This is a genomic window from Acinetobacter sp. 22512, assembly GCF_052044755.1.
Lineage (GTDB): Bacteria > Pseudomonadota > Gammaproteobacteria > Pseudomonadales > Moraxellaceae > Acinetobacter > Acinetobacter pittii.
Genome location: NZ_JBQENP010000030.1, coordinates 1 through 26,942 on the forward strand (window position 1 = coordinate 1; position 26,942 = coordinate 26,942).

The window sequence follows — 26,942 nt, forward strand, 5'->3', positions numbered from 1 at the left end:
TTTTAAAAACTGCTTAACTAACTGTCCAACTTTATGGGGTCAGATCATTCCACCGCAAAGGGGGCACGCAGGGATTTCCACAAAAAAGTTAGACTTTTTCGTGTACTTTGGCTGATGGTCTGCTAAAACCAACTGGCAATGTAGGCCAGCCCGCAAAGGATAGTATCCGCTTTTGTTGTCGTCAAGCGTGGGAAATGACATTTGTTTTAAAATAGATCGTTAAAAAGAAAGAAATTAGCCATCGGAAATGGGCTTATATATTCATAGAAAAATAAGGATATACCTTTCTTGCTTTATTAATTTAGTAACTACATAGCAAACTATAGATTAGCTCTAGAGATGACTTATATATTTAATTTTAAGCATTAATCTTTGCAACATAATTAGAATAATAAATAAAATGGGATATGCTAAAAAAACTAGCCCTTGTTAGAGCTTCAATAAAATTATTTTTTTGTTCGCATCTCCCAGAATTTATCGCCCTCAAAATTGACATAGTCAGTTATAAAATATTCAAAGTTGACTGAACAATACCAATCTGAGCGATTATCAAAAGGTAAAGCGATAAGTACAACGCCATAATCCTTACTTTCAGGATCACACCTTAACAATAACAAATCTGAATCACCATAAAACTCACCAATTATCAAATCCCCCTTAGTGAAGTCTTTAGGCCTTAACTCTCTATAATATTTATTAGATGACTGTAACTCATCAATACTAAATATTCTCGCTCCCCATTGCCCATATTCCTCATCCTTGAATAAATCAGCCCCATTACTAACTAAGAGGAACTCCTTAAACTCTGTGGGTAATTGCAAATCGATATCATCAAATCTATCTGGTGAAATACCATTATTCAAAATACAACGAAACTGAAAAAAAGTTTTTTCTCCTCTATGAACAGCGTGCTTTAGTTCTTTACTCCAAAGAATCTCTATTTTTCTTAATGCTTCATTCACATTTTTCTCCAAAAAGAATTAAATTCTTGTTAAGGGTGTCCCTAAATTCTTCACAAGAATTTTTTGATCGCTTTTTAAGGCATCAACATTTTTAGCTGCCTTTAAATCCACACGTATTGATAATTCAATTAAAGCAGATGTTCTGTCATCCATAGTGGATGACAGAACATTCAACAGCTATATTCGCTGCTATATATTTCTTGTACAGAATAAAAATAAGGAGCTTCATCCCCTTATTTTTATCAATAAAAGTCTTTTTATATAAATATTACTTAGCTTTAAACAAGTTAAAAATTGGGTTAGAAATTTCTTGAGATTCACTCAAGTCATTACACCAATAATCCATGAAAGTGACTTTAACAAAAAACCGCTCAAATACAATTACTTTAATTGCTATACGAAACAAATTAAACTCTTGTGGATCGATTTGGTCTAAATAAACTTCTGAATGCCCCTCAAAATGATCAACTTTACTTTCTACATTTGACCATTCTGATTGCGCTAATGGGTAATTACTAGCTAATACTTGAAGTATGGATTCAGCATACTTCTGACGGCTCATTGTTTCTTGCTCTGGTCGATCCCACGCTCCAATAAATAGTTCCTTTTCTATAGGAGAGTCATATCCATCGGGTTTATAAAAAAACTCTATTTCACTTACCTCACCATGATTATAAACATCCTCAACACCATAACCAAGCGCTATAGGATCAAACATGCGTAATAACCATGCTTGAGACAATTGAACAATCCATTGATCGGTACCAAATTCCTTTATTCCCTTCAAATATGTATAAATATTTTCCGGCGGCACTTCTGCTTGCATATAAGCATCTGATATTAAATTAAAATGAGGCACACGGAAGACATCAGTATAATTAGTCTGCAAAGGAATATTAATTACATTATGTTCAGATAAGCCTTTTAAAACTCTATAATCCGTGTTTATTACATAAGCCTTTTCTGGTGACCAAAAGGCATCAGTACCCAAATGATGTTTAACTATTTCACGCTGTTCATCCACATGTTCTGTTTTTTCAAATATATCTTGTACTTGCTCAGTTAATTGAATGTAAACAGCATCATCTGATAACTTTTCTACTTTATACGCGGGGGTAGACAATAAACACTCTAAGCCAAATAAATCGACATAAGGTTTACCAAATACCGTTCCCCAATACATATCTGGTAACCAATGTTTTAGTTCATAGGAAAAAGGTGTTACCCCACGCCATCCTTCTTTAATTCCTAACTGTGGTTCCGAATGCCGATTTGCATCAATAATTGCTAAGTCCGCATTAAATTGTAAGGTAGTAGTTTTCAGATAATTTATCAATTTATGCTGATCAATTTGAGTAAACTCTGAGGTAAGATATTCCTCACTATGCGTCTCTCCATGCAGTGAAGGCCAAAAACTTCCTTGATAACGGGGCTTTTTTAAACGTTGGCACAATAATCGATCAGCAGCTCCCCCTCTGTCATTAGGAATCAGTTTTTCTATTATGTCAGGTGAAAATGGGATTTTTAATGGTTCCCAAAAACCATACTTTTCTGGAAGCATTTCTGGAAAGGAATTACAGTAGTGGTGTATCCGTTTAAAAAATTCTTGGGGATCTCTCAACATATTTGGAGTAAAAATTTTGCTATAAATAGGACGCTTAAACTTCATTTGATAATTTCCTAATATGAGTGGAGAGTATTTTTGATAGGATCAAATCTTTGAATTGTCCCCTTATTAGATAAAATACTATTCTTCACTGTTTCAGATATCTTTGTATTCATATTTACTACTAAAGTAACTGGTTTTCCTGTTGCCCCATACCCCCTGAGTTGCTGGGTATCTGTAAGATATTGGACATTCTTGAACTCAACTAATGTCCCACCATTACCGAATGCATCTGGAATAATATTAATCTGTCCATCTCTCTCAGTTTTTATGGTAATCATTTGTCGATCGGTATTTCGCTTTACCCCCAATTTACTTGCAGCACTCATTTCAAATTCTTTACCGTTTAATCGGTTTCTGGTAACTACGTCTTTTTTTACTTGTAAAACTTTTAAAGTATAAGCTTGATCTACTTTTAATTTATCCAATTCAGCTTGAGCAAGCTTTAATGATTCAGCCTTCCCCGGTTTTAAATCTGTTCCAATAATAAGGTCAAAAGCTGCTAAAGCTCTATCAAAAGGAGTACTGGCAGGACCAAAAACAGTTACCAAATCATCAGCTATTCCAACAAGCTCACTTACGCCTTGATCTTTAAGTTTTTGTACAAAAACCTTTGAATCGACTATACCCTTATTTGCTTTCTTAATATCACCATAAATTTCAGCTGCTTTTACTAATAGCTTACCTGTGGTAGTTGCTAATCTAACTAAGGAGTTATTCTGAATCGCAGTATCAGCACTGTTCGCAGCAGTGTTTACATCATAACCAGTATATGCTGCAACCGTTCCAGAAACTAATTTACCTATATTCCGGATTTTTAGTTTTTCTGCATCAGTATATTCAATACCATTGGCTGGTTCTGGCATTAACCCTGCAACTATTTCACCTACACCGGCACCAATCGCACCTGCCTCACAACTAGACTTCGTTGCAGCAGCAGCAGCACATCCAACAGCGGCATGAGCAATTTTATGAATTGTATATTCAAATATATTCGGATCGACTTTATCTAAACTCGTTCCAATCTGACTAGCCAACTCTCCTTGTAAGGCCCCTGCTAGACCTGCTAGTAATGCAACTTGTAAATTATCGCCAAGATTCCCACCATTAATGGCAGTTTGTACTAAGGTGGATCCTACAGAAGTGGTAAAATTATTTACTAAACGATCTGATAGGAGAGTACTGTCAGGCTTTAAATTTAGGGCAGTACCAACTTGACTCAATAAACCAGCTGTTACCACAGATGCAGCCAAATTTTTAATGGAATCTTTACTTCCCATCTCTTTTAGGGTTTTACCAATATCCCCACCATTATTAATCAGGCCAACACTTGCCTGAGCAGCCAGACTCGTGACTGCTGCATTTGCCATTACCCCTAATGTTGACGGAACAATTGCGCCTGCCGCTGTTGTAGTCACACCAGCCGTACCCAGCATGCTCGCGCCAAGCCCCACTGTTGTACCACTTGCAGCTGTTCCACCCGCAGCTCCAGCCGCCGCTGCTGTACCAGTACCCATTGTCGCAATAGTGACTATGATGACAATTAAGGCCGCTCCGGCTCCAGTTAAACCTTGTGATTTATAATCCCAATCCTTTTGGGTAAGGAGAACCTGCTGCCAATCTACATCATTACGATTGACTAAATCTTTAAGATAAGTATTTCCAGGCTGATTCGCCAACTTTAATATTTCATCCCGAAGCACTTTTTTATTGGCATCTTTTTCGCTAATTGGAACTTGTACACTCAATCCACCCGCTGCTTTAAATATAGGTGGAGTTGGTCCATTAAAACTTGGAAGTTTGGCTGTTTCTGTAATGGAGCCTTTATCTTGCATCGATTGCCAAACAACCGAATTCTTTTCCTTTTTAATAGTGTTATTAATACTGGTGACACTTGGCTCTAAAAATATTTTACCACCGGATTCAATTGTCGCTTCTTTCAGATAATTAAACTCTGTACCGGCTAAATGGGTATCAAATCCTGACTTGGTCCCAATATATGATGCAGTTAATGTGGAAGGAATTTGGGTAACCACCTGATAACTACTGTTGGTTTTTGAAGTATTATATTTAATCCCTAATATTGAAGACTTCTTATTAACCTCCAACTGATTCTTGGAAATTTCGTTCACTGTATTAAAGTATAAATCCCCACCTGAACGGATAAATAAATCTCCACCTTCTGCTATAAACTGTCCTGAATAGATATCGATCTTATGATTTTTATTTAATTCTTTACTCTCGATATAGATATTCTTGCCACTAATATCGACTGAAGCAGGTCGTGTTGATTCATTCTCAGAAAAGGTCGTAATCGTTTTCTTTTTTAAACCACCCCATGACTTCTTCTTTTCAATTGATGTTGACCGATCATAACTTTGCTCAAGCGCCACATCAAATAGTATATTTTTATTCGATTCAATCTTAACATCCCCCTCAGAAGAGCTAATACCTACTGCTTGAAGAATCAGATTGCTTCCTTCCTGTGCTCCTGTAGTTTTTATATTGACTCCACGCTTCCCTTCCACAAGGGTCGGTGTAAGTAATGAGATCGCCTGATAGTTTTGATCCGTTTCATTGCCACGATCATAAAAATCATTATGGGCTGCAAGAATAACACCCGCATTCATGCTCATGGGTTGGCTATTCTTATCTAATGCCGTCGAGGTATAGATTTTCTCTCCAATACCTTGAGCTTCAATATTGACTTGACCATCAATAGCCAGAATATCCGCCCCCGTAATCATAATGCCTTTTCCAGAGACAATATTAACTTTCCCTGTTTCAGACCTTAAAAGACTCCCTGCGTGTTCAGCTCCGTTGGTTCCTAGACTTAAGAAGTTAATCTGTTTTGTAATATCATTAATTTCTTCTGTGTATTGTGCAACAAGTTTCTTTTGGGCCGCATTCAATACACCTAATCTATTAATTTCTTGTATTTTATTTTCGTAATACAACCTCTGTTTGGACAAATAATCAGAATGTTTTGAATACGTAGAATTATTAAAAGTATTTTTTACCCCTTCAATTTTGATGTCTCCATCAGGTGCTACAATTTTGAGGTCTTTCATGTTTCTTATTACAGTACCCTGAATTTCAACCCCTTTATTTCCTTCTAGGTGACTCCCCCCCATATTGTTGGTTAATCTGAATACTGTTTCGGAGAAATGACCATTGGCTCCACCATAACCTAATAAAGTTAACTTTCCATTTTTTGAAATAAGTTCATAATCTCCTGCAGCACCGAGCTTATGGATTTTGGGATCCAATGTTAAAGCCCCATTTGTCTGAATTGTAAGATCACCCTCTAAATTTTTTAGGGCAGGATCATTTGTGAGAACAGAACTATCCATTGCATTAAAAGTTAAGGTACCAGCAGAAGGACTGATTAAGTTATTAGCTTCTAGTGAAATCGCTCCGCCAGTATAAGTTGTCCGATTGGCGATATGATCCATACCCACCATAGATAAAATACCATTCGCTTTTAAGTTAACAGAACTCGAAGAATCCCAAACAACTGGAGTTGCTGTTGAACCATACTTACTATTGAAGTAAATGTTCTTTTTACTACTCACCGCCATGTGTTTATCAGCATTCGCTTCTATATTTTGTAAAGTCAAATGATCTTTGGCAGAAAGCTCAGTATTCCCTTTAGAATTTAATTCGCTATTTGATAATGTCGTTTTTCCCTCGCTATTAATAGATAAACCACCAACAGAGGTTGTTAAAGTGGTGTTATCAATGACGACATCTGCTTTCTTATTCTGAATCTGTAAAGATTGTCCCTGTAAAATATTCTTTCTAATATCATCATATCCATGATCACCTCTAATTGTCACATCGGTATTCGCTTGTAAAGAAATACCATTACCTGCAATCAGTTGAATATCTCCCTGTTCAGCAGTAATACGAGTAGATTTTAATTGTACATTCCCATCTCCAATTGACCCTAATATAACCCCTTTATTACCATTGATGAAGGTCATATCAGTTGTTGCGCCGTCTTGATCTGCCCAAGGAGCTGGTTCTATTTCTTGCAGTGAATTTAAAACTAGATTTTTATTCGCAAGAATCGAAGTTTTGCCTGCATTGGAATTGGCTTTGAGGCTATTGACAGTAATCCCACCAGTTAAAGCTGAAATGTTGATATCATTCTGAGCATTTAATACATTATTTAGAAATAAATCAGTTGTTTCTGCGATCAGATTAATATCTTTTTGAGAGGTGAGATTAGTATTTAATGTTAATTGACCTGCTTGCAATTGGATACTATCTTTGCTAGAGACCCCTTGAGCTGAAATACTTAAATTATTCTCGGCATCCAATGCAACTTTCCCTGTAATCTGGGGTAGAACTTTTGTTGCATTGTTCCAGACCAAATTTCCTCCACTATGAGCATTAATATTCTTGACTCGTGTTGCAGAATTTTCAAGTGCAAATCCAAGATTCTGTAAATTTACATCTCCTGAACTATATAAGTTTAAATCTTTACCCCCATAAATAGTCCCACCTCGGATATCAATTAAACCATCTGTATTTGAAGAATCTGCTTGTAGGTTTATTGAACCCAAGGATGCCTGTATCTGATTTTCGTTCAGTGAGAGCTTACCTTTTCCGGATACATTCAAATTTTGTGCTGCTATTAATTTTGCACCTTGTGCTGCAACCACATCTTTTTGTGACTGAATATAAGCAGAACCACGATTACTGGTGATGCCTGCGTTAGTTGCCAGATTGATGTTCGCTGCATCAACATATACATCCCCACTCTGTGCATCATTAAAAATTCGGCTATTCGCTGCTAAATTTAAATTACCTTTAGTATTGATCATTAAAGGAGAAGAAGCCAAGCTACCATTATTAATAATAATTTCTTTGGCATTTACATTCAGGTTATTACCTGAATCAATATTGAGCATGCTATTACTATTAATACTCCCTGATGAGTTGATATCTGCAACTGCACCAGTGCCCGTTGTCTGTATGTTCACTAAACCTTGGGTTTTACTGGTTGAACTGATTGTACCATTATGCTCAATTTTCCCTGCACTGGTAATTACCAGATTGTTGACTGCCTGAAGAGTCCCTGCATTGGTAACGCCCAAGCCCTTTTCTGTCCCCATCAAATAGATGTTATTGGCATACATCCCGCCCAGTGCTTTCACGTCCACAGCTAATGTCGGTGCAGTCCCTATTCCTGTTTTAGCCATAACATTCTGTAAATCTGCACCGATAGTATTCGCCCCTGCAATCACCTGAATATCATTTTTGGCTCGGAGTTCTGCACTAAGTTCTAATGCACGAGCATAAAGGTCTACATAATTTACATCGTTATTATTTCCCCCTAATCCAAACTTAGAGTTAGGATTTGCTGAAACCGTAATTCTCCCTTGATCAACTGTGAATTGTTTAATACTACCATCGGCATTTAATTGAGGTTTACCCGTAGTAAAAATTGCCTTATTGGCATTAATAAAGCCACCGCCTTTAATGTTAATACCAGACGGGTTGGCAATAATCACATCTGCCATTTGCCCTGCGACTTCTAAGTTACCTTCAAATCTTGAAGCAGCTGTTGAATTTACCTCATTTAAAATAACTCGCGCTTCACCAGTCGCTAAAAATGGGTTTGCCCCTACGGCCCCTACTGTTTTGGTGGTTGCTCCTGTTCGACTGTTATTTAAAACAGCACCTTCAGCCAATACATCAAACTGTTTATAGATATTGTGGGAAATACCATTTTTAGGGGTCTGGATATTGACCACCGGAACTGTTGTGCCTGCTGAGTTCTTACCAGCACCAATGACTGCTCTATTAGCAGCATTTGCTGCACTATCTGCGACAATAGCAGCATAGACAGGAGCAAATGGTACTAATAAGCTAATACTTGCTACTAATGCCTTGACATGCCACAGTTGATGAAATGATTTTTCTTGTCCTGATGATTGTCCCGAACGCTCTATTTCTGAGGAGGTAGATTGTCCTGCCGCCTTGCTCTGGCTTCTAACATTCTCCGCAACAGCCATAAACATGTTACGAGCTTTGTTAAAAACAATTCGATAAAGATTTTTATTCATAAGTCAGTTTTCTCTAATTAAAATTAATTTTGTTTCTTAAGGAAACTTAATAAAAAGCATTTAGGCTAAATCCAAATATCCAGTCTTTTTTTATACTCTGCGGAGCGATTAGGCCTCGCCCTGTAAAGGCATCAATATAAAAATGGTTCAGATAACTTCGTAGACCTACGACACTCCCCATTAGATGGCGCTGCCCAGCAATACTGTTGTTACCGTTAACCCAGCCCTGATCTACGGCAACATACATTTGTGTATTTGGAATTTTTGTATTTACGCTGATTTCCTGTTGTAAATACTGTCCGTTATCGCCTGATAGCATCAGTTCACCATCAAAACCTCGAACGCTATAACGACCACCGATATAAAAACGATCATTAGGTACTAAAACTCGTGGAGCATATTGTCCACGCCAGTTCAAACGGTATTGCGCTGGCACATTTAAAAGCTGAAATGGCATTTGAAAACGTAAATCGGCACTCCATATTGGTGCACGGGAATACCCTTCTGATGGTAATGGATTTTTATCAATGTCCTTAATTTGTTCTTCTGGTGCTAACAACGCATCAAATGCGCCTGTGCCATGCCGATAATCCAAACCCGCATCTAATACAGCATCACCCAGATATTGGCGATGTTGTATCCCTGCATTCCAGCCTGAAGTTTTTCTACGTTGTACTTCGATTTCAATATCATCAATAAAGTTTGAATTTTGCTTATGGTAGAGCTTGCCATAGAGGCTAGTTTTATGCTGTCCACTTCGGCTAAGTACACGAGATACATTCAAATTACCCTGCTGACTTAAGCCGTGATAACGTAGTACACCATTTGCACCCAATACATTTTGCTCGTATTGATAACGGCTATAGCTAGTACTGAAATCATAATTTCCTAACGGAAGCTGATAACTTACAAAGTAGTTTTTATTTAAGTCTCGATTTAAGTTATCTAATGAATGACTAAAATTAAAAGAAAAATAATCACTTAAATAGAATGGATTATTAATATTAAGTCCAAGACTACCTATATAACGACCTGTATCTTTACTTCCTGAATTATCCAGACCAAAATTTAAATTGATTTTTGATTGTGGCTGTAACTTAATAATCAGATCACTATACCCTTTAGCTTCCTGAACAGACTCATTTGACGGCACAATTTGTATATCTACCGTATAAGCTCGTTTTAAGTTTTCGAGACCCTGATCAAGTTGTTGTAGATTAAGGACATCGCCTTCTTTAAATGGTAAAGATGCTTTAAGTTGTAATAAAGAGAGTTGCTCACCTTCAACGATGATCTTACGTAAACGCCCAATCTGCACACCAAGTCGCAAAGAACCTTGCTGAATATCTTGAGGATCAACAGTAACCTGACTGGTAATAAAACCCTTCTTAATCAATTCATTTTGGGCGAAATTAACGAGGTTACGTAAGCTTTGCGTACCGATACACTTGCCAATAATCTTCTGCGGATGATTCCAGATTGCCCGAAGCATAAAGTGAAATTTATAGTGTTCAGGGTCCTGTAACGTCTTTCTATCAAAATCAATATTCTTGACCTTAACGCATGGCTCTTCCGAAACGACTATAGTTTTAAAATCCTGCAATTGGGTAGTGACAGGTTTAGGTGCAAGCTGAGTGATTTGCTCTTCTAATTGTTGATTAAGCTCTTTTAAACGTTGTTCCTGACGTATACGATCTGGTAAAGAAATATCATCGATGGCGTATGCATGTGTAGCTACCCCATACAAAAGAAAAAAAGCGTGAGTAAAAAAAATTTTGTTTTGCATAAAATGTTATTTTTAATTTACCAAATGGATAAAAAATCAAACAAAAACTACATGAATCATTCACAATCAACAATAAATGTCATAAAAAATTCATAATTGAAACATTTTGGAAATTTTTTAAATATTTTTAATTTTTATTAATGTATACCTATAGTTTAAATATTTAGGAAACAATAGTTGTTCATTAAAATTAATTTCCATCTTCTTTTATAAAGCTATAAATTCAATTCTTTTCATATTTTTAGAATTATTTTCATTTACTAGGCCAATTTTTATTATTAAAAAAAAGAAGATTTAATAGGAGTTAAGCACTCTAAAACCACTCAACTCCTTAGAAATGCTTAATCAATCCATCAACTTTTTACGGCGATACAACCCACAATTCCCAGAAAATAACGCCGCCAACAAACAAGTAATAATCGCATAAGTCGCAACATTCATTCCAAATAGCTCAACAGCTAAAATAATAGATGTTAACGGTGCCTTACTTGCTCCAGAAAACAGACTTACCAAACCTAAGCCTGCAAGCAATGAAATTGGTAGGTCTAAAATCGCCCCTAAAGCATTCCCTAATGTCGCACCTACATAAAACAATGGCGTAATTTCACCACCTTTAAAGCCTGAACCTAAAGTGATGGCTGTAAAAATAGTCTTGTTAAAAAAGTCGTAAAACTCAATCGGTACATAAAAAGATGAAATGATTTTATCTGTACCCAAACCGTTGTATTGCTGATGCGCAGTGAACAACGTAAGTAGCATAATGACAATACCACCCACCATGGTTCTTAAAGGCAAATACCGAACGTATTTATAAAAGACGTCACTCGCAAAATGGATGGCCGCAATAAAGAAACGTGCGACTAGGCCAAAGATCAGACCTGCCACAATTAAGTTCATGAGCGTGCCAAAATGAATGGCGGGAAACTCACTAATCACATAAAAAATATGCGGATGAACAATATCAAATAGCTCAGGAATGGCCGATGCAATCAGAGCCGACACAAAACATGGAAAAATAGCTGAATATCTTAAATTACCTAAAGCAGTAATTTCTAAACCATAGATTGCACCCGCTAGAGGCAAGCCAAACACCCCTGCAAAGCCTGCACCAATACTGGCGATTAAACAGATTTTTCGGTTATCTTCCGAGACTTTTAATATATGGCTTAAGTGGTCAATTAAGGCACCTGAAAGCTGAACCGCTGGGGCCTCACGCCCTGCCGAACCACCGAATAACTGCGTTAAAATTGAAGTAATAAAAATGATGGGGCTCATTCGTTTTGGAATAAACGACTTAGGCTGGTGAATTTCATCAATCAGTAAATGAGTTCCCCGCTCAATCGGTGATCCATATTTTTTAATGAGATAACCAATACCAAAACCTACAAAAGGTAAAAAGTAGATGAGCCAGTGATGCAGACTTCGAACTTTATTCGAAATATCAAAAGCGACAAAAATTAAAGTCGATGCCAACCCCGCTACGACTCCAATCACGATCGAGATGACGAGCCAATAGACACTGTATTTTAGAATTTGATCATATTCAGATGAAGGTAGAATTTTCATTCGCTTTCTTCAATTCGCCTTTGAGTGAGTGCCAAATTCTCAAATTGTTTTTATGCTGCCAGCTCATTAAGTGAGAAATGCTTAAACTGGGCTAAAAATTAAAGCCCGCATAAGCGAGCTTTCAATACAGTGATTAATTTTCATATCACTAAACTGTGAGGAATATCTCATAATTAGTGCTAATTTTCAAGCTGAAAATGGTTAACGAGTACTGCGAAAAATAACGAACTAAGTGAATAAATAAGCATTCGATTTGACCCAGTTAAACTGATGCTTAAGTGAGCCAAATCATTTATTCAAAACTTAATTAATACTCGCAATCACAGTTTCTGCATGACAGGTCGCGCCCTTCTCTGCGCCAATCTGAATAACACCACTGCGGTGTGCCAGTACCTGCACTTCCATTTTCATGGCCTCCATAATCGCAACCACTTGGCCTTCGGTGACTTGCTCACCATTTTCGACTTTCCAAGTGCTAATCACACCATTAATTGGGGCAAGTAAATGCTCGGCACTCACTTCTGGCTCGGTTGTTTGGGCTGGAGCTGCGGTTGCTGGACCTTGTGCAAACATCCCCGCAGGTAAACCTAAACGGTGTAACTTACCATCAATTTCAATGTAGCTCAGTAACATCGATTGTTGATGGTTTGGAATGCCACGTTTAGTTGGCTTTAATTCTTGTTTAAAGTCATTTTCAATCCAGCGCGTGTGTACATTAAATTCATCTGTAAAGTCAGGTTCATTAAGTACCGCGCGGTGAAAATCTAAAACCGAAGCTACGCCTTCAATTTTAAATTGTTTTAAAGCACGTTTAGCGCGAGCAATTGCAACTTCGCGGGTTGGACCAGTCACAATTAGCTTTGCCATAAGTGAATCAAAGTGACTCGACACCAATGACTCAGTTCGAACACCTGTGTCGACTCGTACACCGTTACCAAACGGCGCTTCAAATAAACTCAATACACCAAAGGCCGGAATAAAACCACGCGCTGGGTCTTCGGCATTAATACGAAACTCAATGGCATGGCCTTGTGCTTTTGGAGTTTCTTTAATAGAAAGCGCTTCACCTTGTGCAACACGAATTTGTTCCACCACCAAATCGACTTTCGACGTTTCTTCGGTAACAGGATGCTCAACTTGCAAGCGTGTGTTTACTTCTAAGAATGAAAGCTTGCCGTCACAACTGAGTAAATATTCAACTGTACCTGCACCCACATAGTTTGCAGCCTGACAAATATTTTTTGCCGAGGTTAAAATTTGTTGGTAAATCTCATCGCTAATAAATGGCGCGGGCGCTTCTTCGACTAACTTTTGGTTACGGCGTTGCAACGAGCAATCACGTGTACCAAGTACCACAATATTGTTATGTTGGTCTGCTATCACCTGCGCTTCTACATGACGCGGTTTATCTAAATATTGCTCGACAAAACATTCACCACGGCCAAAGGCAGCTTTTGCTTCACGTACTGCCGACTCATAAAGCTCTTTGACTTCTTCGAGTTTCCACGCGACTTTTAAGCCGCGGCCACCGCCACCAAATGCAGCTTTAATGGCAATTGGTAAACCATATTGTTTGGCAAACTCTAAAGCTTCATCTGCATTATTGAGTGGATCTTGCGTACCCTGAACCAACGGCGCACCAACCGAAGCTGCAATTTTACGTGCTTCGATTTTATCGCCTAGTTTTTCAATGGCACTTGGTGATGGCCCGACCCATTTTAAACCTGCATCAATCACAGCTTGAGCAAACTCAGCACGCTCAGATAAAAAGCCGTAACCCGGATGCACCATAGTCGCTTTTGATTTCTTTGCAACTTCAATAATCGCAGGAATATTTAGGTAAGTCTCGCTGGCAGTCGCACCAGTCAAGCCCCATGCTTCATCTGCAAGTTCGACATGCATGCTGCCAATATCATCATCTGCATATAACGCGACTGATGAAATTCCCATATCACGGCAAGCATGGATAATACGAACGGCAATTTCACCACGGTTAGCAATCAATAATTTTTCTGTATTCATCATTCATTCTCAAAATCTGTAAATTCGGCAATTTTTTTAAATTTGATGCGGCAACCTGCTGGAATCTGTGCCACCAAATCCCAATGGTGTTTAGCAACAGAACCAATGACCGGATATCCGCCCGTTAAAGGATGATCATTCATAAACAAAACAGGCTGACCACTCGGTGGAATCTGCAAAGCACCAATACATGTGCCTTCACTTTCCAACTCGTAGGTAATTTTGCGAGTTAGAGGCTGTGCACCTGAAAGTCTTAGCCCGACTCGGTTGCTTTCATTGGTCACGAGCCATTCTTGCTGACAGAGCATTTCAATACTGTCTTGTTCAAACCAGTCTGTACGTGGCCCCATCACAATATCTAGCTCAACGACTTCGCCAGTTTTTGGTAAGTCGGTTTTACCTACTTCATTTACGCTAATGTTGGTTGCCTTTACCTGCCCTTGGTAAATGGTATCTCCAAGCTTTAAAGGTTCTGGACCTAACACTGCCAAGCTGTCAAACGAGGCACTATTGAGTACTGGTTCAACGTCTATACCACCACGAACTGCCAAATAATTTCTTAAACCTGCTGTTGGTGGCTGAATTTGGAATTCATCGCCTTCATCCAAATCAATCGGTTGATAGCTTACAAAGTCTATAGTTTGCCCATCTGCAAATTTCACACGAATGGTTGAGATGGCCCCAGCCACCGCAATAACACCCGCATGCTGCATTTTGGCTTTTAGGCCGCCATTTAAAACTTCAATGACAGGTGTGTCGGTTGGGTTCCCGACAATACGGTTAGCACTGTGCATGGCAGACAAGTCCATTGCACCCGCTACACCAACACCAATATTGGTCTGGTTTAAGCGCCCTTCATCTTGAATGAGCATTTGTAAACTTGGCGCAGTGATTTTAAACAGTGGCACCGATTGTTTCGGCTCAACCTTAGGCGTAATTTGCTGCGGTACAGTCACTGTCGTTGGGTTATGCGTCACATCTTCAAAATGTACGGTCATACCCGGTAAAAGTAGTGCTGGATTTTTACGCTCTAAATCCCACATTTTTTCTGATGTTGTCCCGATCAGCTGCCAACCACCCGGACTGTCTTTTGGGTAAATACCAGAGTATTTTCCAGCCAAGCCCAAAGAACCTGACGGTATTTTTTTACGAGGAACCGTTAAGCGTGGAATATCGGTAAAAGGCTTATCGGGGCTGCTCATATACGCAAAGCCCGGCGCAAAACCAATAAAAGCCACATTCCACACACTTTGGTGATGTTTTCTAACCACATCGGCAACAGATAAACCTTGCAGCTCGGCAACCTGAGCAAGGTCTTCGCCGTTATAGCAAATCGGCACAATCACTTCTTGGCCGCTACGCACAAATCCAGAATCAATTTTGAGACTCTGAATTGAAGCAACTAGCGTTTTAAAGTTGGTTTCGATCTCGTTAAAAAAAACCAAAATTGTTTTTGCAGCAGGGACTAAGTCTTTAATTCCATTCAATTGCGTATTTTGCAATTTATTGTACAACGCCAAAGTTTCCTCTAAGCTCGCCAGCTCAATTAGAAAACAATCGGCGTTTACCGATAAAAAACGCATTTGCTTATCCTTTTAATTCTTCTTTAGTCCAGTTAGCCAATCCAAGCACGGTCAGGAATGTCGGTAATAAACATGTGACCCGGTGCATGACTAATCGCAAAAGGAATTTTTGAGTTCATGACTGCCGCTTGCGGTGTTACCCCACATGCCCAAAACACTGGAATTTCACCCGCTTCAATGCGAGAAGCATCACCAAAATCTGGCTTATTTACATCTAAAATTCCTAAGCTTTCAGGGTGCCCAATATGTACAGGTGCGCCGTGTACACTCGGCATACGTGCTGTAATTTTTACCGCTTCACTAATTTGATGCGATGGAATTGGTCGCATGGAAACCACCATATTTCCTGAAATACGCCCTGCTGGTTCGCACTTTATATTGCTCAGATACATCGGTACATTGGTGTCGTCATGAATATGGCGAACTTCAATACCCGCTTCTTGCAAAGCTGTTTCAAACGAAAAGCTACAACCAATTAAGAAAGTCACCAAATCAGGATGAGCATTATAAATCTCTCTTGCATCGGTCACTTCATCGACCATTTCGCCATCTTTCCAAATGCGATAACGTGGGAAGTCGGTTCGAATGTCTGAGTCTGCCGCAAGCTTAGTTGCATAGATGCCTTCTTCGAGCACATCAAGCACTGGGCAGCTTTGCGGGTTACGGTGTGCATAGAGTAAAAAGTCATACGCCCACTCTTTTGGCACCGAAATCATGTTGACCTGCGTCATGCCCGCAGCCATGCCTGCTGTCGGTTTATCAAAGCCAGCACGGATTTTTAAACGCGCATCTAATGCGGCTTCAAGCTGAGCTGGGTCGACTTTAATATCCTTATACATGGTGCTCATCCTTATGCTTTATTTACAAATGGGCGGATTTCAATATTGTTTTTTACAAGCTCAGCTTTAATGGCTGCCGACATCTCTAGCGCACCGTCAGTGTCGCCGTGTAGGCAAATGGTGTCGGCTTGAATTGGGGTAAATACGCCGTCAATTGACTCAACTCCACCATTTTTGAGCATAGACACCACACGGCTTGCAACAAATGCCGAGTCGTGTAAAACCGCACCTTCTAGACGGCGGGAAACCAATGAACCATCGCTGTTATAAGCACGGTCAGCAAATGCTTCTGATACAACTTTTAAACCCGCTGCTCGTGCCTGTTCGACTAAGTTAGAACCTGCCAAAGCCACTAAAACCAGTTCAGGGTTATACATTTTAATGGCATCAATCACGGCTGCTGCCTGAGCTTGGTCATGTGCAATGGTGTTATAAAGCGCGCCATGTGGTTTAACGTATTGCACTTTTGAGCCTGCCACTTTAGCCAAACCATCGAGTGCAGAAATTTGGTAAAGCACATCGGCAATCAATTCGTCACGTGACAAATCCATATTACGGCGGCCAAAGCCTACAAGGTCTGGATAAGACACGTGAGCGCCAATGGTCACACCAAGCTCAACGGCTTTACGAACCGTTTTTAAAATGCCGAGTGGGTCGCCAGCATGGAAGCCACAAGCAATATTGGCACTGGTCACGACAGGTAAAATCTGGTCATCATTACCCATTTTCCATGAGCCAAAGCTTTCACCCAAATCACTATTTAAATCTACAAACATGGCATTATTCCTTTATCACTTCACGCAGTCTGGCTTAAAGCTTGGTCAAATAGTTAAACACAGTCGTAAACGACATGTAGCCCATCCACCACGTTAACAGACATGTTAACCCACCCAAAATAAGCAACCATTTTGGATAGTTATAATTACCCATCAAATCTTTACGGCACGCGGCAACATACACAAAAATTGTAAGGCCAATTGGCAACACCAAACCGTTAAAACCGCCTACAAAAATAAGTAGACCTGCCGGAGTTGCACCCAATAACACATAGAGCAATAAAGCCAATGCAATAAAGGTAATGGTCGTATAGTTGGTTTGTTTTGGTTTTAAGTTCTTTTTAAATGCAGTAAAGAATGACACCGAAGTATATGCTGCGCCAATGGTGCTACTAATCCCGGCTGCCCAGAAAATTAAGCCGAATAATTTAAAACCAAATGTACCCGCTGCATATTGGAATGCTTGAGCTGCAGGATTGGCGTCATGGCTGGCTAAATCAATCGTTGCACCGCTCACCACCACACCTAAAAAAGCCAAGAACAGCACATAGCGCATGATGCCGACTACAACAATGCCCTTGGTCGCAGCTTTAGCAACTTCATCAATATTTTCAGGGCCAACAGCGCCTTTATCGAGTAAACGGTGTGCTCCCGCGTAACAGATATAGCCACCAACCGTACCGCCAACAATGGTGGTAATAATGGCAAAGTCGATCTGATCTGGCGCAAAGGTTTGATGTACAGCTTGCCCAACAGGAGGCATCACAATGACAGCAACGATAATAATCAGGAGGATTTTAAGCAATCCCAACACGATCATGCTTTTATCCATGGCAAGCGTTGCTTTTCTTGAGGCAAAAATCAAAATGGCTAATGCACCACTTAAAATACCGCCCCACTTTGTGTCTAGGCCAAAAAGCGCATTTAAACCTAAAGCTGCACCGGCAATGTTACCGACACTAAAGAAAAACCCGCCTAAAATCACCAGAAACGCCAGTAAATAACCACTACCCGGTAATGCTTTATTGGCAATATCTGATGCACGCATTTGAGTAAGTGTCACCACACGCCAAATGTTTTGTTGAACCACATAATCAATCAGAATGGAAACTAAAATGGCAAAGCCAAATGCCGCGCCTAACTTGACTGTAAATACAGCAGTTTGGGTTAAAAATCCGGGCCCCATTGCAGAGGTCGCCATCATAAAGATCGAGGCCACAATGGCCCATTGGCGATCAGATAAAAAAGAAGATTTCAGTAAAGACATATTAATGCGTTCCTCATCCATTTGAGCTTAACAACGCTATTTTCAAGTTGAACCAAGAACACCATTTTTTGTCCCAAACGATATTCTTTAATCCTTTAAAATGACAAAGATTCCCTGCTCCCCAATCAACACAATCGGTGATCAAATCTTGTGTCTAAAATAAAAACATAGCTAATCCCTACGGACAATAAGACTTTTTACATAAAATTAAAAATTCAAATATTTGATTTTTAATAATTTATTAATTATTAGAAGATCAGGATAAGCTTTACTTATTGAAGTTAATAAGCTGCCTTTATTGTTTTACATACAAAACAGCTTATTTTTTTATTTGCTCATTGAGTCTTTTCATAGCGCATTCAGATACTTTAACCGCGACTTCGGTCAATTTCTCTTTTAAGGCAACATCATTTCCTTGAATGTAAATCGAGGTGAAATGAAAGGTTTTTAACTGAATAGGCGTATTTAATATTTCTAGTCGCCCATCAGTAATTTCTTTTAACGCCGTTAAGGTCGGCACCACCGCAATACCTAAGCCCTGCTCGGCTAAACGCAACAGCGTTGCCAATGAATAACTGGTAATTGAAAGTGGTTCATCAATCCCTTGCTCTTTCATTCGTGCTTTCAATTCTTTATAGGGATAGGTAATTTTTGGATAAGTTAAAATGGTATGTGACATTAATGTTTTAAAAGACATTTGAGCAACTCCACCTTTAAATGAAGGTGAAGCTAAGAAACTGAGTTCAAAGTCACACAAAGCTTGTTCAATACACTCAAAAGCTAAAGTTGGCCCAAGTAAAAAAGCCATGTCTAAGTCACCTGTCCGAACACCTTCTTGTAAGTTAGGCGTAAGGTCCACTACAATTTCTACTGAAATTTTGGGGAACTCTTGCTGAACCTTTTCGATATATTCAACCAACCATGTATAAACAATAGTTTCGGAAACTCCCAAACGAATGGTGCCAGTCAGGTGCTGATTTTCAGTCAGTTCAGCCACCAGATCGGTCTCTAGTCGCATAAATTTTTCGGCGTACTTAAATAAAGTTAAACCTTTGTGTGTTGGTTTAAGCTGCCGATAACTTCGATCTAAAACTTTAAAGCCTAATTCATTTTCAAGAGATGTGATTTTTTGAGAGACCGCAGGCTGGGTGGTTTGTAATTTAGTCGCGGCCTTATTGAAGCTCTTTAAAGTCACAACCCAATAAAATGCTTCAAGATTCTTTAAATTCACGTGTCATCCTGTCTTAAAAAACTCCTTTACTTTTATAGTATGGGAGTTGTTAGCGTAATTAGGCTAGCAATAAATAAATTTTTAAATAAAATTAGCCATCAAAACTTTTAAATGCCTTAGAAAGCTGACTAATTGTTTTGATCTGTTTTGAATAACGGCGGCATGAGCGGCACGCCAATAAATGCAGTTGTAAACCACTTTGCTCACGTAATAACAATGGTCTATCTTGCTTTTCAGACAACAGTTGAGTGGCTTGTCGACATGTCAGCATGAACAATCCTCCTTCAATAACCATTTATTTTCTAAACATTCACGTAGTCGGGTACGACTCCGATACATCAACACATTAAAGTTTGAGATAGATAATTCCAACTTGCTACAAATCTCATTAGAACTCAGCTCTATCACCTCTCTCATCATAAAAACTTGAGCATATTTGGCAGGTAAATGATTTAAACAAGCTTCAAAAATTATCCAGAAATCTGCCTGCTCCATCATCTCTTCAGGGCTTTGCCACGCTTGAGGCGCTTCATATTTGTGCCAATGTCCAGAAGCATCAAACAGTGCATCAATACTCAGTTCACTTTCCTCATCTTTAAATAATTCAGTCATTGCGACCAAGCGTGACTTTTGCCGAATCACATCAATAATTTTATTTTTTAAAATGGCAAATACCCATGTTTTAAACGCAGCACGTCCTTTAAATGAATCTAAATGCTGGAAAGCACTCGTTAATGCCTCTTGCACCACATCTTCAGCTTGAGGAAGAGAAGAAAGCTGTAAAAAAGCAAATTTTATCATTTGCTGTCTTAAGTCTTGTAAAAAGGCTGGATTATGCAGCTGATCCCCTATTTCTTCATGATCTGATGCCACGGCTGAAGTCATCCTTATACCTCTTTAAAATCATGGGGAGTTTGAATCAATCGCATTCGAGTTAAAAGTGCGTTTAGTTCTTGAATTTGCAGATAAATATCATGTTCAGACAAATCAGTGAGTACAGATTGAATGAGTGTATGAATATCTTGGTCAGTTAACTTTACATTTTGAGTCAACTGTTCAATTACCATAGCAAACAAAGGCGAAAGCTGTTCAATACATACTTTGTCTTGTTCATCTCGCCAGACCATAATTACTCCAGGCATAGGCTCGACTTGTTCTGGAGTCATTAAAGTTGTCCACGTATAAACGGGATATTGATAAACCAATACCCATACCTTCGTGGTTAACTGCCAATCACAGTTTTCCTGCAAGACTACTTTTTCAATTTCAACAGTGTCTAAATACAACTCAAGCCATTCAAACTGCAACAACTCAGCCAACCACGGATATTCTTGCAATATCGGGTGCTGCTGATTTGTCAAATATTCTCTAAATTCCAGAGAAATATCATTATACAAAGGTGAGCGACACTGGGCTTTTTGAAAAAATTCCGAGAGTAATTGTTGCCACTTTAACTCTGGCAACATCGCACGAGCCACGGGATAAACTAAATCAATAAATGAACAGACATTATTAAAAAGTAAATCTCGATAAATATGCATTCGTTCGGCAGGAAGAGCTTGAGGTAATTCTAAATCAGGATCTCTAATCCAGTCACAAAACTGTTGTTGCATGGTTTGGAAGGATATTTGATTTTCCTTCATAGCCACTCTCCTGTTGTTGAATTATTTTAATTTTGGCTAGCTCCTCTTCTAGCTCTTGCCATGATGGAATATTAAAGTCGCGCTCAAGTAAAGTTGCTTTCACACCACACACTTGATAGGTATATCTCAATAGTTCCCATACGCGATCACAAACTTCTGCGCCATGCGTATCAATTAATAAATTTTTCTGAACTTTTTCATGTCCAGCAATATGTAAATAACGGATTCTTTCTTTTGGCATGTCCCGAATAAATGCAAATGCATCACTGCCATGATTAATACTGTTGACATAGACATTATTTACATCCAGAAGCAAATCACAGTCTGCATATTGAAGAACTTCACGAATAAATTCCGCTTCACTCATTTGGGCATTGGGCATTAAATAAGTAGAAACATTCTCTATGACTAATCTTCTTCCTAAAATATCTTGAACACGTAAAATACGTTCAGCGACATATTTAACAGCCGCTTCGGTCATGGGGATTGGCAACAAATCATATAGATAGCCCCCATCATTTGTATAACTTAAATGTTCAGAATAAATAGAGACATCATATTGTTCTAAAAAGCTTTTTATTTTTCCGATAAATTCAAGATTGAGTGGATGAGGACCGCCAATAGACAATGACAGGCCGTGACAAATTAATGGGGCTTTTTCAACACACTGTGCGAGTAATTTCGCATGTCGACCACCAAAACCTAGCCAGTTTTCAGGAGCAACTTCGATAAAATCGGGACATGCTTTTGCATCTAAAAACGAATCTATAAAATCACGCCTTAAACCCAGCCCTACGCCTGACAAATCCATCATGGTGATTTCTCCTTTTGGAAACGATGCCGACACTTACCAGAAGGCCGACATCATCCATGATCAGATCGTTTACTTAGCGCCGCACTTACCGTCAGTGACTTTTTTATCTGCACCGCACTTGCCGTCCGCTGCTTTTTTGGTTGCTCCACATTTACCATCAGCTGCTTTTTTATCTGCACCACATTTTGCTTCGGCAGACTTTTCGTGGTTTTTCATTTTGTTAGCACCGCATTTTGCTTCACCGCATTTTCCATCTGCTGCTTTGGTTGCATGTGCTTCGGTTGTTGTATGGGTTGCTGCTACCGCCACTTGTGTAGCGCCAGCAACTGAAAGTGCTAATAATGCCGCCACTGAAGTCATTGAATTGAGCTTGTTCATGTTAGTATTCCTTTAAAGATAAATTCTCGGTTTGTACATTTGTACGTATAGTTAGACGGACCAAATCCTTTTTTATTACACCGTAAATAAAATTTTTTTTATGTAAGAAATACAGTTTTTATCCGACTAATTAATATTCAATCGCATCGGATGTGAAATTATCATGAAGAATTTTATTTATGGCTTATCTCAATATTATCAAAAACTGGGCAAAACTCTACAACATGCGGACGGCATCGCAGCTCTGGCTCTTCGATTATATTTAGTTCCTATATTTTGGATGGCTGGCACAAATAAATTAATGCACTTTAATGACATTGTAGAATGGTTTGGCAACTCAGATGGAGGTTTAGGACTTCCCTTTCCATATTTAATGGCATTACTTGCAACAACGGCTGAATTAGCAGGTGCAATACTATTAACATTTGGCCTTTTTACTCGCTTAATTAGTATTCCACTCATGATTACCATGTTGGTTGCCATATTTACGGTCCATCTACCGAACGGATGGCAAGCCATTGCTGATCCGAATGCGCCCTTTGCAAACATGCAGGTCTTGGCCTCAACAGAAAAGTTAGAGAAAGCTCGTGAAATATTACAAACCTACGGCAATTACGACTGGCTCACGTCTAGTGGTTCGTTTGTAATTTTAAATAATGGAATTGAGTTTGCCGCTACGTATTTAGTCATGCTTCTCGCACTGCTTGTTCTTGGAGGCGGTCGTTATTTCAGTTTAGATTATTGGATTAAAAAGAAGCTGCTCTAATTACTCATTACGCCAAGAATCCTACTGACAGCAACATAGGGCATCTTTTTCTTATTGTGTGCCATGTCTGGTTCATGACACACAATCAATATTGAGGCAATTTGGTCAAACCAGAAGCCTGTATGAAGTTATCGAATTCTCACAAAAATAATATCTAGGTCTTTTTTGGGTACAAACTTAGTCTTGGTCATTTGAAATTGAGTTGGACTAATTTTTTTAACTGGCCCATCCCAACAAAATGAAACCAGTTCGTCTTTATCGCGCTCAATGGTGAGCTTAAAGCTTTCAATTGGTTTTGCCCAATTTGCACCCGTCGTCAAAATATAGCCCAAAGCACTAAACGGCGAATTTTCTGCACTGGCTTTTTTTAAGCCCTGCTTAAATTGTTTATCCATACAAAATTGCTGGTTATATTCATCTGGATAGAGAGCTACAGCGCCACCGACCAAAGGTTTGTATTCATGATGAATCTTAGTCAAACCATTTGCTTTAAAGGTCTGCTTCCAACTATAGATCACTTGAGATGACCACGGAATCACATCATCTTTTTTAAATTTGGCTAAAATTTTCTGTATTTGCGGCTTATTACATTGTTTTAGCTTGTCTACATAATATTCATAATCATAGTTAGTGCGAGTCCACGGATTTAGCATCTCTTTTTCACTAAAACCGCACTGTTTAAACTCATCCGTAGCATCAATCAGGGGAGATTTTTCATCTTTTTGAATAAAAGTTCTGACATGCATCTCAGGTTTTATATTTTTACCATCCACCACAATTTTAAAACTTTTTAAAAGCTGTTCAGTGTGAGCAAAATCAGACTCAAAAAAATTATCAATGCGTGGTAACGGGAATAAGATGGTTTCCGTTACGTCTTTATTGCTTAAGTTTTTATAGAGGTAGTCGACCTTAATCAGTTTTTTACTGATGAATAGATCTTCACTTTGCATGGCAATCTGTGAGTTTTTGAGATATTGAATCCCACCTGTACCCACGTAACCCGTAGAGTCATTGGCTAGACCATAGGTAGATAGCGAAGCTAAAACAGCAAAGGTTAATGCAAACGTTTTCATTTTAAAGCGCTCTGTCATTTTCTAATTATGAAATATCGATCTGTAATAAAGCATAACTGTTTAAGCATAGAGGCAGTTAGTTTTTTAGTAATGACTTATATCGCTTTAAATCTAAAAAACTTTAATGAAAACTTAGCTTTTGTCTCGTCATCTTTTTAGGCACACTAATTTTTCCAATAAAGTTGGTTAGCCATAAAATGCATTCATCACGATGTTCAAAGTGAGGCATCAAACTAAGGTCAATTTTTATATCTCTATCTGCCAAAGGCAAACTCAAGCAATATTCAAAGTCAATCGACTTATATTTTAACTTTAGGTCTTTTTCTTGGGCCTGTTTTTTGATTTCCGCCATGATGCGGTTAAGGTTAACAATCAAATTATTTGAAATTTGATTATTCTCATAGACACGTTCATAGACGTTTTCAGCAACGTCAATGTATTTTATAAGCTCTGCATTTTCATTCATATCGTTCACTTTCTCTTTTTTTAAAGATTATGAACTGCTAAATGTTTAATTGCGTTACTTGGTACATTAGTAATGTGAAAAATGTATTTTTTACTTTACCGACAAATATAATTAAGCAATTGATATTTACTAAAAACATTTTTTATTTTCATATTTATATACATTTAAGACTTTTGTTGAAGTTAAATTTTTCTAGTTATCACAATTAAGTAATGATCAATTTTAAGTCAAAAAAAACCGCCCCAGAAGGCGGTCGCTGAATTTAAACCAGCAGATATAGAAGTAAGGTGGACGTTTACTTCTATATTCTTTTATGAAGGAGTTTTATTAGTTTTAATAAAATCCTCAGATTTAAAATAATTGATAATCATGTCTGCATGCTCTTCTTTTGGAGGAGCAACAGTGACCGGAAACGAATCTTTCGACATTTTAAAACCTGGTGGTAAAAAGTGCGAAATTGGTGGCAATTTAGGCTTTCCCCCTTCTGTGATTCGCTCAATAAGACCAGCTAACCAAAGAAGATATTCACCTTCGTTTGCAAACTTTGGCATGACACTCAAATCAATTTTAACTTTGCATTCACTTAACGGTTTCGTTAGGTTTTCTTCAAAGTCGATATAGTTGAACTTGAGCTTAAACTCAGTTCCCTTGATGGCTTTTCGGATCTGACTAATTAAACAGTTAAGGTTCTGAGTAATGTCATCAGTGAATAAGCCATCTTTTTTTATATTTTTATAAACCTTTTCGGCTACAGCTAGATACTTTGGCATTAACCTCTCTCCGTCCTATTGTTATAAAGTTCTGATCTATGAATGTCTTATGTATTTGATTATGCTTAAACGCGTGTAATTAAAGGTAACCTTATTAGACTTGTTTGTAAGTAGTTGGCGCTTTATGTAAATCGCACCAATAAAATACCGAAAAAAATTATGGTTTTGATAACTCATCCGCAAAAATGCATGGTTGAATAGAGAAAGTTTGAAACATTTATTTTCATATTATTTTTACCATTTGGTAAAATTAATATGCTTTCATTTGCTTATCTCGTCTCACTAAACCCAGAACAGCTCGACGTACTCGTATTTCTTCTTCAGAAAAAGGTAAATGCTCGATGAGCTCGCAAATTGAGAGAGAATTATTTTCGATCAAAAAGCAGTCTTGCTCTGTTGTCCAATTAGTCGTAGCCGATTCAGTTTGTTTTAAATAGCGTTTCATATTTCCTAGCAGACTTAATTACACATATTAAAAGCCTGCCTTTAGGCAAGCTTATATTTCAGATTTTGAATTGATCATTATTATAGCAGTCTATAAATGGTATGTTCAGTTAATATTGTAGTTGCCCTAACTAAACATCATAAAAAAAGCCCACTTACTGTGGGCTTCTAAATGGTTATTGTGCGGCATTTACCCCAACAATAAACTGACTACAATTAGAACCTTCAGATGCATTACCTAATTGCTTTTCAGAGAATTTAAATTTGGAAGCAACTGACTCATAATCTTTTTTAAGGCTTTGGCCTGTGAGCTCACCAAGCTCTTTCACCTGTTCTGGTTTTAAGATGCCATGTTCAACTGCTTGGTTTACCATGACACATGCTGTCGTCATCGCGTCATAACGTGCAGCAGTTTTAGAGTAACCAAGAGCACCGATTACACCACCAACAATTAAACCAATAATGACCGCTAAAGTTACGTGCATTTTATTCATTTTTTAAATACCTAAAAATCTAACCAAAAGACGAACACTTCAAAAGGATGTGCTCAAGTCCAGTTAGGATAGTCGTATTTACAGGTTTTAAAAAGTTAGATTCTGTCACATTTATTGATAGATTACGTGAAATGTGTTTAATCAATTAAAAGGAAAATATCAGACCTTCCTAATTCTCTTTCGTTTTTTGCTTGGCACTTCTAAAGGAATTGCCACCTTACCTGTACCCAACCCGCGGAAAAAATAATTAATGATATATAAGAATGATGTGTGCTGAGAAAACAGGAGGTTTTAACTTGGTAAACTATAGACACTCATC

Annotated in this window: 22 protein-coding genes and 1 pseudogene; 1 reads left to right on the forward strand and 22 read right to left on the reverse strand. The window is 38.4% G+C overall.

Going from position 1 to position 26,942, the window contains the following annotated elements; translation table 11 throughout:
- Positions 1-446: 446 nt before the first annotated feature.
- From ACTJJG_RS18250 to ACTJJG_RS18325, 16 genes are all read right to left on the reverse strand, one after another.
- Complete coding sequence (locus ACTJJG_RS18250) at positions 447-962, reverse strand: SMI1/KNR4 family protein (RefSeq protein WP_005070062.1); 516 nt, start codon at positions 960-962, stop codon at positions 447-449.
- Positions 963-1,230: 268 nt separating this feature from the next.
- On the reverse strand, positions 1,231-2,631 hold the full coding sequence (locus ACTJJG_RS18255; protein WP_002114038.1) for a hypothetical protein: 1,401 nt from the start codon (positions 2,629-2,631) through the stop codon (positions 1,231-1,233).
- Positions 2,632-2,642: 11 nt separating this feature from the next.
- Positions 2,643-8,705 (reverse strand): two-partner secretion domain-containing protein, encoded by a 6,063-nt coding sequence (locus ACTJJG_RS18260; protein ID WP_372552840.1) that lies wholly within the window; start codon positions 8,703-8,705, stop codon positions 2,643-2,645.
- Positions 8,706-8,751: 46 nt separating this feature from the next.
- The gene (locus tag ACTJJG_RS18265) at positions 8,752-10,491 is read right to left on the reverse strand and encodes a ShlB/FhaC/HecB family hemolysin secretion/activation protein (protein ID WP_440608997.1); all 1,740 of its coding nucleotides are present in this window, start codon (positions 10,489-10,491) and stop codon (positions 8,752-8,754) included.
- A gap of 345 nt (positions 10,492-10,836) precedes the next feature.
- Entirely contained in the window at positions 10,837-12,057 is a 1,221-nt protein-coding gene (locus ACTJJG_RS18270; RefSeq protein WP_032063565.1) for a chloride channel protein, read from the reverse strand.
- Positions 12,058-12,360: 303 nt separating this feature from the next.
- Positions 12,361-14,079, reverse strand: coding sequence for an acetyl/propionyl/methylcrotonyl-CoA carboxylase subunit alpha (locus ACTJJG_RS18275; protein WP_032056507.1), 1,719 nt, complete (start codon positions 14,077-14,079; stop codon positions 12,361-12,363).
- A complete protein-coding gene (locus ACTJJG_RS18280; protein ID WP_032056509.1) occupies positions 14,079-15,662 on the reverse strand; it encodes an urea amidolyase family protein in 1,584 nt (527 codons plus the stop codon). Before ACTJJG_RS18280 ends, ACTJJG_RS18275 begins: the two co-directional genes overlap by 1 nt.
- Before the next feature lie 32 nt (positions 15,663-15,694).
- Positions 15,695-16,510, reverse strand: coding sequence for a putative hydro-lyase (locus tag ACTJJG_RS18285; RefSeq protein ID WP_080776972.1), 816 nt, complete (start codon positions 16,508-16,510; stop codon positions 15,695-15,697).
- A gap of 2 nt (positions 16,511-16,512) precedes the next feature.
- On the reverse strand, positions 16,513-17,277 hold the full coding sequence (locus ACTJJG_RS18290) for a LamB/YcsF family protein (protein ID WP_000496072.1): 765 nt from the start codon (positions 17,275-17,277) through the stop codon (positions 16,513-16,515).
- A gap of 34 nt (positions 17,278-17,311) precedes the next feature.
- Positions 17,312-18,565 carry an NRAMP family divalent metal transporter gene (locus tag ACTJJG_RS18295; RefSeq protein WP_079377711.1) on the reverse strand — a complete coding sequence of 418 codons (1,254 nt, stop codon included), beginning with the start codon at positions 18,563-18,565 and terminating at the stop codon, positions 17,312-17,314.
- 298 nt (positions 18,566-18,863) lie between these two features.
- Entirely contained in the window at positions 18,864-19,775 is a 912-nt protein-coding gene (gene mumR / locus ACTJJG_RS18300; protein ID WP_014206319.1) for a LysR family transcriptional regulator MumR, read from the reverse strand.
- A 91-nt stretch (positions 19,776-19,866) separates the two neighbouring features.
- Positions 19,867-20,046, reverse strand: coding sequence for a zf-HC2 domain-containing protein (locus ACTJJG_RS18305; RefSeq protein WP_002163210.1), 180 nt, complete (start codon positions 20,044-20,046; stop codon positions 19,867-19,869).
- Positions 20,040-20,660, reverse strand: coding sequence for an RNA polymerase factor sigma-70 (locus tag ACTJJG_RS18310; RefSeq protein WP_032056514.1), 621 nt, complete (start codon positions 20,658-20,660; stop codon positions 20,040-20,042). The genes ACTJJG_RS18305 and ACTJJG_RS18310 overlap by 7 nt, the downstream gene beginning before the upstream one ends.
- A 2-nt stretch (positions 20,661-20,662) precedes the next feature.
- Positions 20,663-21,418: an HvfC family RiPP maturation protein gene (locus ACTJJG_RS18315; RefSeq protein WP_032056516.1), complete on the reverse strand. Its 756-nt coding sequence runs from the start codon at positions 21,416-21,418 to the stop codon at positions 20,663-20,665.
- Positions 21,369-22,232, reverse strand: coding sequence for an HvfB family MNIO-type RiPP peptide maturase (locus ACTJJG_RS18320; protein WP_032056518.1), 864 nt, complete (start codon positions 22,230-22,232; stop codon positions 21,369-21,371). Before ACTJJG_RS18320 ends, ACTJJG_RS18315 begins: the two co-directional genes overlap by 50 nt.
- A 69-nt stretch (positions 22,233-22,301) precedes the next feature.
- Positions 22,302-22,610: an HvfA family oxazolone/thioamide-modified RiPP metallophore gene (locus ACTJJG_RS18325; RefSeq protein ID WP_032056520.1), complete on the reverse strand. Its 309-nt coding sequence runs from the start codon at positions 22,608-22,610 to the stop codon at positions 22,302-22,304.
- Positions 22,611-22,773: 163 nt separating this feature from the next.
- Between ACTJJG_RS18325 and ACTJJG_RS18330 the strand changes: the two genes are divergently transcribed.
- On the forward strand, positions 22,774-23,376 hold the full coding sequence (locus ACTJJG_RS18330) for an HvfX family Cu-binding RiPP maturation protein (RefSeq protein WP_069119751.1): 603 nt from the start codon (positions 22,774-22,776) through the stop codon (positions 23,374-23,376).
- Between the two features lie 128 nt (positions 23,377-23,504).
- Here ACTJJG_RS18330 and ACTJJG_RS18335 read toward each other — a convergent pair whose 3' ends face one another.
- The 6 genes and pseudogenes from ACTJJG_RS18335 to ACTJJG_RS18360 all read right to left on the reverse strand — a co-directional run.
- The gene (locus ACTJJG_RS18335; RefSeq protein ID WP_069119822.1) at positions 23,505-24,449 is read right to left on the reverse strand and encodes a DUF4424 family protein; all 945 of its coding nucleotides are present in this window, start codon (positions 24,447-24,449) and stop codon (positions 23,505-23,507) included.
- A gap of 121 nt (positions 24,450-24,570) precedes the next feature.
- Positions 24,571-24,915: a hypothetical protein gene (locus tag ACTJJG_RS18340; RefSeq protein ID WP_005070094.1), complete on the reverse strand. Its 345-nt coding sequence runs from the start codon at positions 24,913-24,915 to the stop codon at positions 24,571-24,573.
- 311 nt (positions 24,916-25,226) lie between these two features.
- The gene (locus ACTJJG_RS18345; RefSeq protein ID WP_005070095.1) at positions 25,227-25,685 is read right to left on the reverse strand and encodes a hypothetical protein; all 459 of its coding nucleotides are present in this window, start codon (positions 25,683-25,685) and stop codon (positions 25,227-25,229) included.
- Positions 25,686-25,935: 250 nt separating this feature from the next.
- Positions 25,936-26,130 carry a hypothetical protein gene (locus ACTJJG_RS18350; protein ID WP_005070097.1) on the reverse strand — a complete coding sequence of 65 codons (195 nt, stop codon included), beginning with the start codon at positions 26,128-26,130 and terminating at the stop codon, positions 25,936-25,938.
- 175 nt (positions 26,131-26,305) lie between these two features.
- A complete protein-coding gene (locus ACTJJG_RS18355; protein WP_005070099.1) occupies positions 26,306-26,623 on the reverse strand; it encodes a hypothetical protein in 318 nt (105 codons plus the stop codon).
- A 159-nt stretch (positions 26,624-26,782) separates the two neighbouring features.
- Positions 26,783-26,887: pseudogene (locus ACTJJG_RS18360) on the reverse strand (hypothetical protein); the annotation flags it as partial.
- Between the last annotated feature and the right edge of the window lie 55 nt (positions 26,888-26,942).